The sequence below is a fragment of the Terricaulis silvestris genome (assembly GCF_009792355.1).
GTDB classification, from domain to species: Bacteria; Pseudomonadota; Alphaproteobacteria; order Caulobacterales; family Aquidulcibacteraceae; genus Vitreimonas; species Vitreimonas silvestris.
This window is the reverse complement of the sequence record NZ_CP047045.1, coordinates 835908-851409: the sequence shown is the minus strand read 5'-3', so window position 1 is coordinate 851409 and position 15502 is coordinate 835908. Positions and strand designations below refer to the sequence as shown.

Annotated in this window: 13 protein-coding genes; 4 read left to right on the top strand and 9 right to left on the bottom strand. The window is 63.4% G+C overall.

Going from position 1 to position 15502, the window contains the following annotated elements; translation table 11 throughout:
- Positions 1–59 precede the first annotated feature (59 nt).
- The gene (locus DSM104635_RS04025) at positions 60–1901 is read right to left on the bottom strand and encodes a monovalent cation:proton antiporter-2 (CPA2) family protein (protein WP_158764965.1); all 1842 of its coding nucleotides are present in this window, start codon (positions 1899–1901) and stop codon (positions 60–62) included.
- A 113-nt stretch (positions 1902–2014) separates the two neighbouring features.
- Between DSM104635_RS04025 and DSM104635_RS04020 the strand changes: the two genes are divergently transcribed.
- From DSM104635_RS04020 to DSM104635_RS04010, 3 genes are read left to right on the top strand one after another with little or no spacing between them, the layout of a single operon-like run.
- Positions 2015–2647, top strand: coding sequence for a histidine phosphotransferase family protein (locus tag DSM104635_RS04020; protein ID WP_158764964.1), 633 nt, complete (start codon positions 2015–2017; stop codon positions 2645–2647).
- Between the two features lie 55 nt (positions 2648–2702).
- A complete protein-coding gene (locus tag DSM104635_RS04015; protein ID WP_158764963.1) occupies positions 2703–3068 on the top strand; it encodes a response regulator in 366 nt (121 codons plus the stop codon).
- Positions 3068–3889, top strand: a complete 822-nt coding sequence (locus DSM104635_RS04010) for a CheR family methyltransferase (protein ID WP_158764962.1) — start codon at positions 3068–3070, stop codon at positions 3887–3889. The genes DSM104635_RS04015 and DSM104635_RS04010 overlap by 1 nt, the downstream gene beginning before the upstream one ends.
- Positions 3890–3892: 3 nt before the next feature.
- Here DSM104635_RS04010 and DSM104635_RS04005 read toward each other — a convergent pair whose 3' ends face one another.
- Together DSM104635_RS04005 and DSM104635_RS04000 are read right to left on the bottom strand one after the other, a co-directional pair.
- Complete coding sequence (locus DSM104635_RS04005; protein ID WP_158764961.1) at positions 3893–5620, bottom strand: gamma-glutamyltransferase family protein; 1728 nt, start codon at positions 5618–5620, stop codon at positions 3893–3895.
- Between the two features lie 109 nt (positions 5621–5729).
- The gene (locus tag DSM104635_RS04000) at positions 5730–8486 is read right to left on the bottom strand and encodes a TonB-dependent receptor plug domain-containing protein (protein ID WP_158764960.1); all 2757 of its coding nucleotides are present in this window, start codon (positions 8484–8486) and stop codon (positions 5730–5732) included.
- A 165-nt stretch (positions 8487–8651) separates the two neighbouring features.
- Here DSM104635_RS04000 and DSM104635_RS03995 point away from each other — a divergent pair, with 165 nt between their 5' ends.
- Positions 8652–9182: a GNAT family N-acetyltransferase gene (locus tag DSM104635_RS03995; RefSeq protein ID WP_158764959.1), complete on the top strand. Its 531-nt coding sequence runs from the start codon at positions 8652–8654 to the stop codon at positions 9180–9182.
- Here DSM104635_RS03995 and DSM104635_RS03990 read toward each other — a convergent pair.
- The 6 genes from DSM104635_RS03990 to DSM104635_RS19840 all read right to left on the bottom strand — a co-directional run bounded on the left by DSM104635_RS03990 (position 9179) and on the right by DSM104635_RS19840 (position 15477).
- The gene (locus DSM104635_RS03990; RefSeq protein ID WP_158764958.1) at positions 9179–9574 is read right to left on the bottom strand and encodes a hypothetical protein; all 396 of its coding nucleotides are present in this window, start codon (positions 9572–9574) and stop codon (positions 9179–9181) included. The genes DSM104635_RS03995 and DSM104635_RS03990 overlap by 4 nt on opposite strands.
- Before the next feature lie 804 nt (positions 9575–10378).
- Positions 10379–10726: an endonuclease domain-containing protein gene (locus tag DSM104635_RS03985; protein WP_158764957.1), complete on the bottom strand. Its 348-nt coding sequence runs from the start codon at positions 10724–10726 to the stop codon at positions 10379–10381.
- A 350-nt stretch (positions 10727–11076) separates the two neighbouring features.
- Complete coding sequence (locus DSM104635_RS03980) at positions 11077–12459, bottom strand: hypothetical protein (RefSeq protein WP_158764956.1); 1383 nt, start codon at positions 12457–12459, stop codon at positions 11077–11079.
- A complete protein-coding gene (locus DSM104635_RS03975; protein WP_158764955.1) occupies positions 12459–13778 on the bottom strand; it encodes an HlyC/CorC family transporter in 1320 nt (439 codons plus the stop codon). The genes DSM104635_RS03980 and DSM104635_RS03975 overlap by 1 nt, the downstream gene beginning before the upstream one ends.
- Positions 13775–14881 (bottom strand): 3-dehydroquinate synthase, encoded by a 1107-nt coding sequence (gene aroB, locus DSM104635_RS03970; protein WP_158764954.1) that lies wholly within the window; start codon positions 14879–14881, stop codon positions 13775–13777. Before aroB ends, DSM104635_RS03975 begins: the two co-directional genes overlap by 4 nt.
- Positions 14878–15477, bottom strand: coding sequence for a shikimate kinase (locus DSM104635_RS19840; protein WP_228445839.1), 600 nt, complete (start codon positions 15475–15477; stop codon positions 14878–14880). Before DSM104635_RS19840 ends, aroB begins: the two co-directional genes overlap by 4 nt.
- Between the last annotated feature and the right edge of the window lie 25 nt (positions 15478–15502).

Genomic DNA, 15502 nt, shown 5'->3' with positions numbered 1-15502 from the left:
AACTTCACTCTGTAGCAGCCTTTAGAGGGCCGCGCGCCGGCGCCGCAACGTCAATTCGATCAACGCGCTTCGTCGCCTAGCGCTTCGGCCGCCTCTTCGTTGAGCGCCTCGCCTTCGCGGCGTGGTTTGGTGAACGGCTCAGGCTTCGGCGTTGTCGTGTTGTTGCGCCACAGCCCCCGACCGGCCGCGATGCCGCCGGCGAGTTGCAGCTCGAAACGCTCCGCGTCGCGGTCGCGGACGTCTTCGATGGTCTCCGCGATCTCGATATCGGAAAAGCCCAGTTCGCGCAGCACCGCGCCGCTGAACGTAAGCGACGACTCGAACAATTCGCGGATCTGATAGTCGGCGCCGGCCTGCACCAAACGCATCGAGTGCCCGCGATCGAACGAGCGCGCAAACACCTTGGCGAGCGGGAACTCGGACTTGACCAAGGCCACGATGCGGTCGGTCGTTTCCGGCTTGTCGACGCAGATCAAAATCGCCTCGGCCCGCGCTGCGCCGGACGCACGCAACACGTCGAGCCGCGTACCGTCGCCATAATAGACCTTGAAGCCGAAGGTGCCGGCGACCTGTATCATCTCCACGTCGGTCTCGATCAGCGAGATGTCGACACCACGCGCGAGCAACGATTGGCTCACGACCTGCGCGAAACGACCAAAGCCGATGAACAGAACCCTGCCTTCGAGGTCCATCGCATCTTCGACGCCATCGCGCGAAATTTCGGCGGCTGGCGTCAAGCGGCGCTGCAAAAGCACAACGAGCGGCGTCAGCGCCATCGAGAAAATCACGATCGCCGTCATGACCGACGCCAAGCGCGCGTCGATCACGCCAACCGCCAACGCAGCGGCGTAAAGCACGAACGCGAACTCTCCGCCTTGCGCAAAATGCGCGGCGCGCATCAACCCTTCGCGATGATCCGCCTTGAGCAAACGCGCCACGCCGTATACGGCGATACCCTGCGTCAGCATATACGCAACAACGCCGAGCGCGATCATCTGCCAATCCGCGATCACCAGCGGAATGTTGAGCGACATGCCGACGCTCATGAAGAACAGCCCGAGCAGGATGCCGCGGAACGGCTCGACATCGGCTTCCAGCTGATGGCGGAAGGTGGATTCCGAGAGCAGCACGCCGGCGAGGAACGCGCCCATGGCCATCGATAGCCCGCCCCATTCCATGAAGAGCGCGGCGCCAAGCACAACCAGCAACGCCGCCGCCGTCATCACTTCGCGCGCACCGGCGCGCGCTAATAAACCGAACAATGGATTGAGCGCCCAGCGCCCCACCGCGAACACACCAGCGATCGCCGTCACCGCGAGCGCCGCGCTCAGCCATGCGGGTCGCGTGCTCTCGGCGGCGTCGCTCACGCCGTAGAGGGTGGCAAGCACGGTGACGAGCGCGAGGAGCGGAACGATCGAGAGATCTTCGAACAAGAGAATTGAGACGGCGCGCTGCCCCGCAGGCGTCGCGCTTTCGCCGGCGTCATCGAGCATCTTCATGATCACGGCGGTCGACGACAGCGCAAACCCAAGCGCCGCGATCAACGCCATCTGCCACGGCAAGCCAAACAACAGCCCAACGCCGGTCAGCAAGGTCGCACACGCCAGCACATGCGCAGCGCCCAACCCAAATATGTCGCGCCGCAGCGACCACAACTTGCTTGGCCGCATTTCGAGGCCAATCAAGAACAGAAACATCACCACGCCGAACTCAGCGACGTGCAGGATCGCCTCGGGATCATTGATGACACGCAGTCCATACGGGCCGATCGCCAAGCCCGCCGCAAGGTAGCCAAGCACCGAGCCCAGGCCCAAACGCAGGAAAATCGGCGCCGCAACCACGCCGGCGGCCAACAGCGCCACCGCGTGCCCCAAACCTACGCCATCCGCTTCAACCGCCATTCGCCGTCCTGCCAAGGATTAACAGCCCACGTGGGGGCTTTAGCATGGGTTTGAACCCCCTCCACAGGGATCGAATCATTTATGGTCTCTCCTTCCCCGTGGTGGAGCGCGCGATGATCGAGAACACGAAGCTGACGGCGCTTGTCGCCTCGCGCATCTGCCATGACATGGTCGAGCCGATGAGCGCGATCATCCAGGGTCTTGAGATGATCAAGTCCGAGGGCGGCAAACCGCCGGATCCGGATGCGCTCTCGCTGCTCGATAACGGCGTGGGCAAAGCGTGGGCGAAGCTTGAGTTCTTCCGCTTCGCCATGGCTGGCGCGATGGCCGAGGGCGACAGCGAACTCGAAGAAGGCCACGCCGTCGCTGAGAAGCTCTATTCGGTGCTGAAGCCCGAATTGAAATGGAACGCGCCGCCTGTCGCGATGCCGCGCCCGGCCGTGCGCGTGATCGTCAACTTGTTGCTGATTGCCAACGAATGCCTGCCCCGTGGCGGCACCGTAGAGATCACGGCTGAGAAGCACGGCGATGGCGGCGAAGTCATTGTCACCGCGAAAGGACCGCGCGCGAAGCTGAAGGACACGACGGCCGCCGCCCTTAAGGGCGACGCTGGCGAACTGTCCGGCCACACCATCCAGCCGACGCTGACCAGCCTCCTTGCCAAGCAAGGTGGCGTCGAGCTCTCGGCGCACCAAAGCGAAGAACAAGTCCAGTTCATTGCGCGCTCGGCGGCGTTCAAGCTTTAAGCGCCATTAAACAATTCGTCCGACAGTTCCGCTGAAATCCGACGGAGCTGATTCCATGAAACGCTGCCTTGTCGTCGACGACAGCCGCGTCATCCGCAAAGTGGCGCGTCGCATTCTCGAAGACATGCGCTTCGAGATCGAGGAAGCCGCTGACGGCCTTGAGGCGCTGCAAGCTTGCCGCCGCCACATGCCTGACGCCATCCTGCTCGACTGGACCATGCCGGTGATGAGCGGCATCGATTTCCTGAAGCAGCTCCGCCTCGAACCCGGCGGCGACAAGCCCACGGTCGTGTTCTGCACCACCGAAAACGACGTCGAACGCATCTCCGAAGCGCTCAAGGCTGGCGCCGACGAATACATGATGAAGCCGTTCGATGGCGACATCCTGCAATCCAAGTTCGCGGACGCTGGGCTGGTCTGATGCTGAACGAAGCCGAGATCGCGATGGTCGGGCGCGAAGTGAAAACGCGCACCGGCGCCGTGATCACGCGCGAGATGGCCGGCGCGGTTGAAATCAAGCTGACGCCGCTCTCGCGCCGCGAAGGCTTCGGCACCGTGCATGAACTGATCTCTGCGGCCCGCATCCGCCCCGATGGCGCACTCTGGAACGCGGTTGCCGATCACCTCGCGCAAAGCGACACCCGCTTCTTCCGCGACCGCGCTATCTTCGAAAACCTGCGCAACGATATCCTGCCGACTGCCCTTTTGCGTCGCGGTCACGAGCGCGTGCGAATCTGGAGCGCGGGCTGCTCAACGGGCCAAGAGCCCTACTCGATCGCGATGATCGTCGAAGACATGCGCGCCGAGGGCAAGAACCCGGCGATCGAACTCGTCGCCACCGATGCATCGGAGCGTTTGCTCGATAAAGCGCGCTCGGGCCTTTACACGCAGTTCGAAGTCCAACGCGGCTTGCCGATCCGCAAGCTGATCGCGCATTTCGAGAAAGCTGGCGACCTCTGGCGCATTTCCGATCGCCTGCGCGCGAGTGTGCGCTTCGAAGCAATCAACCTGATGAAGCACCCCGGCGCGCTCGGCCAGTTTGACATCATCATGCTCGCGCATGTGCTGCCGAGCTTCGACTTGGCAATGCGCGCTGAAGTGGCCACTCGCGTGATCGACGCGCTGGCGCCGGGTGGCGCGCTCATTCTAGGCGCAGGCGAAACGCTCCCGGAAGGCTGCGTGGACGTGACGATCACGAATGGCATTGTCACGCGCGAAAAGAACGCGCGCGCCGCGGCCTAGCCGCTATTGCCGTACAACCGCGCCGCTCGCGTCAACGCGCCCCACCGCACCTTCACCGCGCGGATCGTAACCGCCTTCGAGTCCGTTTGGCGTCACGCGGATCGCGTGCAAACCGCTCGTGCCATCCGGCGGCACGAGACGCCAACCGCGGCGGCGCAATTCATCGCCGACGCCCGCGGGCCAACGGTCCGGCTCTGACGTGATGTCCTGATAGCGCCCAGTTGCGTTGCCCAGCGCGAGCGCGTCCTGCACCGGCAGATTCCAATCCAGAATGCCAATCGTGGCGCGTGCGACGTAGCCGATAATGTCCGAACCGCCCGGCGAGCCAACGACGAGCACCAGCTCACCATCGCGATCCGTCACGATCGATGGCGACATTGAAGAGCGCGGGCGCTTGCGCGGCGCGACGGCATTCGCAACGGGCCTGCCGCCAATCGTTGGCCGAAAAGAAAAGTCCGTCAGCTCGTTGTTGAGCATGAAGCCCGACGCCATGCGTTGGGCGCCGAAGAAGCTTTCCACCGTCGCGGTCAGCGACACGGCGTTGCCCCAGGCGTCGATGATCGCGATGTGCGTCGTGCCAAGGTCTTCGCTGTAAGCCGAGCCCCAACGCTCAAACAATGCGCGCCCTGCCGGTTCGCCAGGCCGCACCGTCGTCGGCGCAGTGCGCAAATCGATCTGGCGTGCGCGTTCGTCAAGATAAGCCGGCGCGATCATTTCTTGCGTCGGCGTCGGCACGAATTCGCTGTCGGCCATATAGTGATCGCGATCCGCGTAGGCGAGCCGGCTCGCCCATAGATACGCGGCCCAATCGTCAGCGTCCGCAGGACCAACCGGGCTCGGTCGCGCGCGTTCGTAGAGCCCGAGTATTTCCAACATTGCGTTAGCCGAGCTTGGGGGCGCGGCGGTGCAAACGCGATAGACGCGATACGCGCTGCACACCGGTTCAAATCTGTTTGCATCCGCGCGCTGCAAATCCGCGAGCGTCAACGTGCCGGCGCGCGGGCCACGCTGTGCAGCGGCGACGATGCTCTCCGCGATCGGACCATGCGTCATGGCGCGCGGACCTTGCGCGGCGAGTGCGCGCATCGTTGCGGCGTAGGCCGGATTGCGCAGCACATGCCCCGCTGGCCACGGATTGCCTTGGGCATCATAGAAATGGGCGCGCGCCGCGGGATCCTCGCGCAGGCGCATCTTATTCTCTGGCAGCGCCAACACGCGCGCCACGCCCGGCGAGATCGCCCAACCTTCTTCCGCCAGGCGGATCGCAGGTTCGAATAACCGCGCCCACGGCAAGCGCCCATGATCGTCGTGCGCCAGCTTGAACATCTGCATCAAAAGCGGCGTGCCGATCGAGCGGCCACTTGCCTGCGCATCGTAGAAATCCAGCGGCTCGCCACGCGCATCGAGCAGCATGTCGGGCGTGGCGCCCGCCGGCGCGCGCTCGCGGCCGTCATAACCGTCGATGTCTTCGCTGGCGGCGTCGTAGTAGATCAGAAACGCGCCGCCGCCGACGCCCGACGATTGCGGCTCGACCAAGCTCAGCACCAGCTCTGCTGCGATCGCAGCATCGACCGCTGAGCCGCCCTCGCGCAGAATTTCCAGAGCTGCATCCACCGCGCGTGGATCAGCAGCGGCCGCCATTGCCTCGCCTCGCGGCGCCTCGGTGACCGGCGCGGGCGTCGTGGCGCAGGCGGCGAGCAAGAGAAGTGAAGCGAAGAGCGCATGTCGCATTGTCAAAACTCAAACTGCGACGCTCTTTCGAGCGCCGCAGCTGAGAAAACACGTTTGCGGCTTCCCGCCAAGCCGCCGCCCCGCTTTGTGAGCGAGGCGGCGTTCTGACTTAGAAAGTCGCGCGGGTTCTGACGTAGTAGAAGCCGCCGTTGAAGCCGGCCGGTCCGTATTGCGGATAGGCCGAGCCGGCGACGCCGCCGAACGGGTTCTCATCCGGATACGAGTCGAAGGCGTTTTGGGCGCCGATCGCAATTGAGGTGTGCTCGGTGACGTCGAAGCCGAGTTCGAGATCGACGGTGATTTGCGCATCGCCGTTGTAGGGCAACTCGCAACCGTCAGGGGAGCCCGCGTCATAGGCGTCGAGGTGGCACTCGAAGAACTCGCCGAAGTAATTCCCGCGCGCGAGGAAGCGCCACGGTCCTTGCTCGTGGTTGAGCGTCAAGCTGCCGCGGATAGCCGGCAGGCCGTCTTCGAGCACCTTCAGACGTCCCGGCGAAAGCGGCGCCGCGGTGTCTTGGCCACTGTCCGTCACTTCCGTGTCGGTCCAGTTCGCGGCGAGCGCGAGCGAGGATTCGCCGCCCATCATCTCGAACGGATAGGTCGCCACCACGTCGATGCCGCGCGTGCGCGTGGAGAACGAGTTGGTGAAGAAGCCGAAGCTCACCAGGTCTTCCGAACCGGCGAAGTCATCCGCTTCCAACGCGCCGGCGGCGTCGAGATCGAAGAGCACTTCGGCGGTGGTGTCCGATCCTGGCGGGAGGACGACGCCTTCATCGGCGGCGAAGTCCAGCAGGGCCTGCAGGAAGTCTTGCTGATCCGAAATCGCGATCCGGTCTTCGACGTCGATATTGAAGAAGTCGATCGTCACGTTGATCTCGCCAAGTCGGAAGCCAGTACCAATCGTCCAGTTTTCCGACGTTTCCGGCGTTAGCGTGGGCCGCACGCCCGTGTCCAGTTCGAGGCGGTCGGCAATGAACTGTCCTGCCGCAGTTGAAAGCGGGATCGTGCCTTGGTCGACCAGAGTCGCGCCGTCGAACGCGGTCGTGACGTTGGTGACGTTGGCTTGGCCCGCCGTCGGTACGCGGAAGCCCGTGCTCCAGGTCGAGCGAACCGTGAAGTCGTCGGTGATGTGATAGAGAGCGCCGAGCTTATAGTTCGTCGTCGTGCCGTAGCTTTCGTAGAAGTCTTCGTAACGAACCGCGGCCTGCAGCACGAGCTTGTCGGTGACGTCGGCTTCGAGATCGAGATAGACTGCGTAGTTCTCTTGCGTGTCCTCGCCCGCGCTCTGAGGCGTGAAGCCGCCGAAGCCGTTCGAGCTCGACGAGAAGCCTTGGCCGGATGGGAAGCCAGCCGACGGCGCCGCCAGCGGACCAAGCACGAACGACGCATCGTCGCCCTGGCGGATTTCGAAGGTTTCAGAGCGGTGTTCCGCGCCGAACGCGACGTTTAGATCCGACGCAAAGCCAACCGGGATCGCGTACGAGAAATCGAGGTTGATGTTCTCGTCGATCTGGCTGTAGCCGCCGGGACGGAACGACGTTGGCGTATCCGGGCCCAAGCTCGCGTTGATCGTATTGTTGATGAAGAAGTCGATGTCGTTCTGGCCGTAATAGTAGCTCACGTCCCAGTGCAGCCCAGAACCGATACCGAGTTCGCCGCGCAGGCCGACCGCGATCGACTTGTCTTCCAGTTCACCGCCGAACCGGGGCGTGAAGCCGCCGGGGAAGAGTTCGATGAACGAGAAGCAGTTCGGGTCGCCCTCGATGCTCGCGACAAACGCAGGATCGGGGATCCGGAAGTCGGGCCCCAACAACGGTATGCCGGCAATGCAATCCCCTGCCGCGCCCACCGAGAGGTCGCCAACGCGCACGGACGGCACGCTGCCGGGACCCACAAGAGGAAGGCCGGTGGCCGGATCGACGGTCGGGCCTTGGTAGACGCCGGCGCGGTTGGTCGGGTTGCGATAGAAGAAGCCGTTCTCGACGGTCCGGCCTGAAAGGTTGCCGAAGGCGTAGAGTTCAGCGGCTTCGCCGAGCTCGATCGCGCTGTTGGCGAAGATCGTGAAATCCTCGTCAACGTTCGGCGAACCCCAGATTTGCGCTGGATTTTGGACGTCGGTGTTGCCCGCGGCGATCAACTGAGCGGCGTCGGTGCGTTGCACCGAGCGGCTTGTCGCATCGCTTTCGCCATATTCGGCGCTGACATTGAGGAAGCCGTTCGGGCCGAGCGGCATGCCGATGTTGCCGGCGACGCTCCAGGCGGCGCCGTCGCCTTCATAGGTCTGGCCCCACTCTGCTTCGAGCTGACCGCCGTCCGGCGAGTCGCGCAGAATGAAGTTCAGCACGCCCGCGATCGCGTCAGAGCCGTATTGCGAAGCAGCGCCATCGCGCAGAACTTCGACGCGGCTCAGCGAGATTGCCGGAATGACGGAGATGTCGGCGCCTTGTGCGCCGTCTGAGAGGCCGCCGCCGAGGAAGGAAATGACTGCGGCGCGGTGACGGCGCTTGTTGTTGACGAGGACGAGCGTGTTGTCCGGCGGGAGACCGCGAAGGTTCGCGGGGCGGATCAATGTTGCAGCGTCTGAGATCGGCTGCGTGTTGACGTTAAAGGACGGCACCGAGGTGCGGATGATGTCGGCGAGATCGCTGTCGGCCTGGTTCAACAGCTCTTCAGAGCCGATGACATCGACCGGCGCCGGGGTATCGGCGGCGGAACGCGCTGCCCGGCGCGTACCTGTGACGACGATCTGATCGTTGCTGGAATCGTCTTCCTCAGCGGCAGTCTGCGCGAACGCCGTAGGCGCGGTTACACTCATAAAAGCGCCAGCCATAACAGCGGCGCCGCATAGCAGCTTAATTCGATTCATAAGGAGCTCCCTCCGTCTAGATCGCGCACGCTAGGCGCCGTTTTCGGTCGTTGACAATTTGTTGAATTGAAAAGGGGAGGAGCGGTATTTGGCTGTGACGGTTTTGTCACAACTCGCGCTCCCCTTCCGCTCTATTTGCCCCTCCAAACAAAGAAGAGATGACGGATGCTCCATACTCGCATTGCAAAGGTAGAAGACCTGCCGGCGCTAAAGGTGCTGATGGACGCCGCCATAGGCGAACTTCAGAAGGACTTTCTCGCGCCAGAAGAAGTTGTTGCGAGCCGCGGCGTGATGGGGATCGACACGCAGCTCGTGCGTGATGGCACCTACTTTCTTGTTGAGATCGATGGCGCGTTGGCGGGGTGCGGGGGCTGGAGCCGGCGCTCTACGCTGTATGGCGGCGATCATTCGACAGAACTCCGAAACGACAATCTGCTTGATCCAAAGGTCGACGCTGCACGTGTGCGCGCGATGTATACGCATCCCGACTTTACGCGGCGCGGCGTGGGGCGCGCGGTGCTTGCGGCGAGTGAGGCGGCGGCGAAGGCTGAGGGTTTCTCCCGTGTTGAGTTGATGGCGACGCTCTCGGGCGAGCCGCTTTATCGCGCGTGCGGTTATGTTGAGATCGAGCGCGTGTTCTCTCCGCCTGTTGACGGCGTGCCGGTGCCACTGGTGCGGATGGGCAAGCCGCTTTAGCCGCGCGGCTCGGGGCCGATCAGGATGTTCTTCATGAACGTTTCTTCCATCGGTGGACCGAGCGGGCCGGCGGGGTGCGGACGTAAGGGCGGCGGCGGCTCGGTGCCATTTTCGGCGGCGGTGGCCACCATCGCCCAGTAGTGATCGCGCTCCTTCTCCCAGCGCTGAATGTCTTGAGCGGCTTCGACGTAGCGCGCGAGACAGCGGCGCAATTCGGCGCGACGCTCTTTTTCGTTTGCCTCGGGCAGCGTCGAGGGCCGCGCGGCGCTTGCGGCGGCGGCCATTGCTGTCGCGACCTTGCTCCAGTGTTGCGCGGCGCGCAGATCGCCACGGCGGGCGGCGGCGTTGGCTTGTTGTAGAGCTTGCGCGAGGTGATCGTCTGCTTCGGACATGCGTTATTTCCTTTCTGCTCGCCCTCGATGGGCGAGCTGTCAGCGCGCGGAGCGCGATGACTGAGTGGGTGGCGACGCAGTCCTGCAAGCAAAGCGCTGCCACCCACTCCGACCGCTTCGCGGCCACCTCGCCCATCAAGGGCGAGGAGAAGTGATGCAGGCATGCGTTCTCCTTGTTGGCTTGCGCCCAAAAAAGCGGAGAGCGGGACGCGGGAGATCGCGTCTAAGCATGTGCGCTCTGGTGTGAGCGCGCCAAACGCGGTCACCCGCGTCCCGTGATCGTTTTCCATCGGCTCCGCACAAGGAGGTGTTTCACTCCTCTGGCGGATCGCCGGCGGCGTGCGGGTCTGCGCCTAGCCGACGCAAAGTCCCGGTGCGCTCCTCGCGGTTTTGATCCCGCGGGCTTCAGCGACACGATGCGATACGCGCGGTTTAAGAGGCTCGTTTTCGCCCTCAGGACCGGCGCGCCTCCCCGCGATGGTTTGCGGAGAACATCGGCGCTTCACACTCAATCACCACGCTCGCGCATCGGTTCGGCAGGGTACCAACTGCTCTCCAGCGGAGCGATGGCGGGAGTGTAAGGGTGGGTGGAAGTCGGTCGGATAGATTTTTGGTGCGGGCTTGTGGGGCAAGGCGTTGCGGGGAAATTTTGTTGGATAGACGCGGTTGAACCCTCTCCCCGCGAGGGGAGAGGGCAGGGTGAGGGTTAGTGCGGAATGTTCAGAACGCGGCGCTGCGCAGATCGTTAGACGCTGGCGCTCCACCCTCACCCTGCCCTCTCCCTCCCATTGGAGGGAGAGGGTTCTAGGGGTGCAGGGCCTGGGTGATTTTTGCGATCACTGTTTGTGGGGCGGCTAGCACGTCGTCGTCGCGCACGCGCAGCACGCGCCAACCGCTTTCCGCGAGCGCTTTTGTACGCGCTTCGTCGTAGTGCACTTGCTCGGCGTTATCGTGGGAGCGGCCATCGATCTCGACGATCAAGCGCGCTTCGACACATGCGAAGTCGGCGATGTACGGCGCGACCGGGTGCTGACGCCGAAACTTCGCGCCCAGCTTGTTTGCACGCAGCGAGTCCCACAGTGCGCGTTCGGCTTGGCTCGGCTGCTTTCGCATGCCGCGTGCGCGATCGCGGAGCACGCCCTTCGTCGCCATGGCTCGAGAACCCTCTTCCCCGCGAGGGGGAAAGGGCAGGGTGAGGGGCTGGCGCAGGCTTGGCAAGCATCGCGCGCGTGACGTGTTTCACGCCAGCGCTCCACCCTCACCCTGCCCTCTCCCTCCCATTGGAGGGAGAGGGTCGCGCCCGCGCCTGTGAGCCTCCGCGTTGACGGTGCGCTTGGCTGTCACCATTCCAGCGAGATGTCGCTGCTGCACGCGATCGTGCTGTGGAGAGAGGATCGGCGCTTGGACGAGCTGCCGCTCAAGTGCTCGCGCTGCGGATCGCGGAAGGTGGACGTGCGGACTGATCACCCGCGCGGGGTGGTGGGAATCCGTTGTTTGAGTAGTCACTTCGGAAAGGTGATGACCTTTCCGCGATCCGTGGCGATGGCGTCACGGCACGACTTCTTGAAATCCTCTCCCGCACCATTGCGAATTGCCAAAACGCACGCGAAGAGGTCGGAAGTGAGAACAAGTCTGGTCCCGCGCTGTGCCGCCGCCTTCATAACCCGTTCGGTAAAGGGCGCGCCCGTGCGCGACTCGAGCGGATGTAGTCGGAACGGGTTCCCAAAGAGAACTCCGTCTGCGAATTCCTCGCCTCCGCGGATCGCAAGGTCTTCCGCGACGCAACGCTCCAGCTGGGACAGCTTCGCGATATCAATTGCCTTGTTATCCTTGCCCTCACATTCTCCAAGGTATCGCGCGCCCTCAAATGAGAAGACAACGTCGAACTGGTGCGTATCGTCTTGATATTCGGCAGCGTCATACCCCAACAACCGAAGCGCCTCGCGCACCTGGTCTTCCAACGCGGCACCGGTACCAAAGAGCAAACCTAGCCACTGGTCTTCCACGGCGTTGTCCTGCACGCCGCGAGCAATGTCGGCGTCAATTTTATCGCGCTGCAATCGAAGTTTTTCTAACTCTGCGTCTCTCGCGCGCTGAACATTCGAACGATATTTATCAGCAAGCACCCATTCAGGCTTTGTCTCGCCGACGCCCGCCTTAATATTCGCGTGGGCTTCGAGCACAGCAGACTTAAACCGTTCACCCAACTGTATTGCGATTTTTGTCCACGAAGCCTGCGTCGCTCCCGACTTGTCGAGCTTGGATTGAACCCAGCCACCCTCTTGATTGATCATCGGGAAGACGAGCACGCTCGGGAATTGGCGTGACACCAACGCAGCAGCACGCCCCGACCCATCCGGAAGCACTAGCAGTGGATTTCCCGCCTTCGGGAATATGGATTCGTAATATTCTCGCTCCGCGAACATCTTGCATAGCGATGCAAACCTGCTTGCTTCTGGCGTCTGCTTCAATTGCTTGCCCTCCAACGCCAGGGGCGTGAGCGGCAAGTCCTTCAACAGCGCATAGTTGCTGGCAGGCGCCACGATGTTTGTAACTCGGGCATTCTTACCCGTACCAGAATATTGCTTTTCGCCCGTTTGATAAAAATAGGCCTCGGGCTTACACGCTAAGATGATGACCGTTTTTCCTTGCTTGGCCGCAGTCTCGATCTCACTTTTCCAGTGAGTGTAATGCGAATGAAGCGTCGCAGCATTATTGTGCGCCAGGGACGGCAAGCCTTCGTACGTCGCGGCTGAGTGAATGCCGAATGTCGGCGAAAAGATCACCACATCGAAATCGCTTAGGGAACGCCGATCGCTGAGCTTAATGTACTCTGCGCCAGCCATCGGGATCACGACCCCTACGACACAAATTCGTTCCGTCATCAGCCTCCCTCCATCCCCTCGTCTTCCATCTCGCGTTCCACCCGCAACGCCGTGATCTGGTTGCGTTGTCTGCGCAGCACTTGAAACCGGTAGCCGTGGAAGGCGAATTTTTGGCCGGGGTCGGGGATGGCTTGGGCTTCGTGGATGACGAGGCCGGCGATGGTGACGGCTTCTTCGTCGGGCAGATCCCAGTTCATCATGCGGTTTAGATCGCGCACCGGCACGGCACCGTCGACATTGACGCTGCCGTCGGGCTGCGGGCGCACGCCTTGGACGGCGATGTCGTGCTCGTCTTTGATGTCGCCGACGATTTCTTCGAGGATGTCTTCGAGCGTGACGAGGCCCATCAGCGCGCCGTACTCGTCGACGACGATGGCGAAGTGTTCGCGGCGGCGCAGGAATTCGGCGAGCTGATCTTCGGCGCTCTGCGTCATCGGCGTGAACCAGGGCTCGCGCTTGACCTCGTGAACGTCGAAGCCGTCGCGGCCGTGCTCGGAGATGGCGCGCAGGAGATCGCGCGCGTGCAGGATGCCGACGATGTTGTCGGGCTCGTTCTGGTAGAGCGGCAGGCGCGTGTGCGGGCTCTGCATGGCTTGGGCGATGATTTCGCGCGGCGGCAGGTCGATATCGAGCGACTTGATGTTCTTGCGATGGATCATGACGTCGGTGACGGTGAGTTCGCCGAGATCGAGCGCGCCGCGGAGACGGTCGCGCGTGGTCATCTCGAGATTGCCGTGCTCGGCGGAAGCGTCGACCAGACCTTCGATCTCGGCGCCGGTGAGGATGTCGGCGTGGCTGACTTCCTTGACGCCGAAGGCGCGCAACGTGGCGCGGCTGGCGGCGTTGAGCATCCAGTTTAGCGGATAGAAGATGATGAAGCTGGCGTGCAGCGGGTACGCGATCCAGAGCGAGACGGGCTCGGGGTTGCGGATGGCGAAGGTTTTTGGGACTTGCTCGCCGATGACGATGTGGAGCGACGAGAAGACAAGAAAGCCGATCAGGAAGGCGATGAGGTGGATGGTCTCTGATGGCATGCCGAGCGGCTCGAGCAGCGGCGTGACGATGGCGGCGACCGTGGGCTCGCCGACCCAGCCGAGGCCGAGCGAGGCCATGGTGATGCCGAGTTGGCAGCACGCGAGGTAGGCTTCGAGGTTTTTCAGAATGATCTGCGTCAGCGATGCGCCGAAGCGTTTGTCCTCGGCCAGCGCGTCGATGCGGAAGGCGCGGGCTTTGACCAGCGCGAACTCGGCGGCGACGTAAAAGGCGTTGGCCGCGAGCAAGAGGAACGCGACGAGTAAGCTCAGGAGTGGGCTGGTCATTGGGTTTCTTGTTGGAGCAGTTCGCGCACCACGTCCGCGGGCGCATCTCGCTCGATGAAGGCGCGGCCTATTGCACGCGCAAGGATGAAGGTGAGCTTGCCGGCGGCGGCCTTCTTGTCGCTGGCGATGAGCGCCATGAGCTTGTCGACGTTGAAGGGCGCGCCGGGGAGTTGGCGGAGATCTGTGATGAAGCCGATGCTTTGCAGGTGCGCGATGACGCGCTTGGCGTCGGCCTCGGGGCAGATGCCAAGTTGAGCGCTGAGCTTGAAGGCGAGCGCGATGCCGGCGGCGACCGCTTCGCCGTGCAGCAGCTGACCGGTGTAGCCGCCGTGGGCTTCGAGCGCGTGGGCGAAGGTGTGACCGAGGTTGAGGAGCGCGCGCTCGCCCTGCTCCATCTCATCGGCTTCGACGACGAAAGCTTTGAAGCGGATGGCGTGGGCGACGGCGTGGGACAGCGCTTGCTGGTCGCAGGCGAGGATGGCTTGCGCGTGGCTTTCGCACCAGGCGTAGAATTCGGCGTCAGCGATGAGCCCGGCTTTGACGATTTCGGCGTAACCGGCGCGGCGTTCGCGTTCCGGAAGCGTGGCGAGGACGCTGGTGTCGGCGATGACGGCGCGGGGTTGGTTGACCAGGCCGACGAGGTTCTTGCCTTCCGGCATGTCGATCGCGGTTTTGCCGCCGACGCTGGAGTCCACTTGTGCCAGCAGCGTCGTGGGGATCTGCACGAACGGCACGCCGCGTTTGATCAGGCCCGCCGCGAGGCCCGCGAGATCGCCGATGACGCCGCCGCCGAACGCGACGATGAGATCGTTGCGCGCGATATTCGCTTGCAGCAGCGCGGAGAGCAGCGGCTCCAGGCCGTGGAAGCTCTTGGTCTGCTCGCCGGGATCGAGCGAGAACGTGACGTGCTTCAGGTGCGCGGCGTCGAGGCTGCCGGTAAGCGTATTGCCGTGATGCTCACGCACATTGTGGTCGGTGATCACGAATGCGCGCCCGCTTTGCGCGAACGGCGCAATGAGTTGGCCAGCGCGTGCGAGCAGGCCGGGACCGGTGTGCACCTCGTAGCTGCGGTCGCCGAGATGGACAGAGATAGTTTCGCTCACGGGTTCACCTGGTGAGACCGCAGCGCGGTGAGAATGGACGTGACGGCGGAATTGTGGGGGCCGGCGCCGGTTTCGATAGTGATGTCGGCTTCGGCGTAGATTGGGTAACGCTCGTTGATCAAGCGCTGCATCACGGCTTGCGGATCGTCTTCTTTCAAGAGCGGACGGTGATCGCGCTTGGTGACGCGCTTCATGAGCACGTCCAGTGGCGCTTTGAGCCAGATCGAGATCGCGCGCTCTTTCATCAGTGCGCGCGTGTCGGGATCGATGAAGGCGCCGCCGCCGGTGGCGAGGACGTGCACGGGGCCTGCGAGCAGACGCGCGATCACGTTGCGCTCGCCACGGCGGAACTCGCATTCGCCGCGTTCGGCGAAGATGTCGGCGATCGGACGGCCAGCGGCTTCGACGATGGCGTCGTCAGCGTCGGCGAACGGGAGCTGCAGCGCTTGGGCGAGGCGGCGGCCGACCGTGGTTTTGCCGGCGCCCATGAGGCCGACCAGCGCCACGGTGCGGGACAGGGCGATGCCCTCCCCTTGCCGGCGCAGCGCGGCGACGGCGTCTGAACGCTCGCCGATGTCACTGCTTTCCGGGCGCACCACGAATCACCTCAAAACGGCTCTT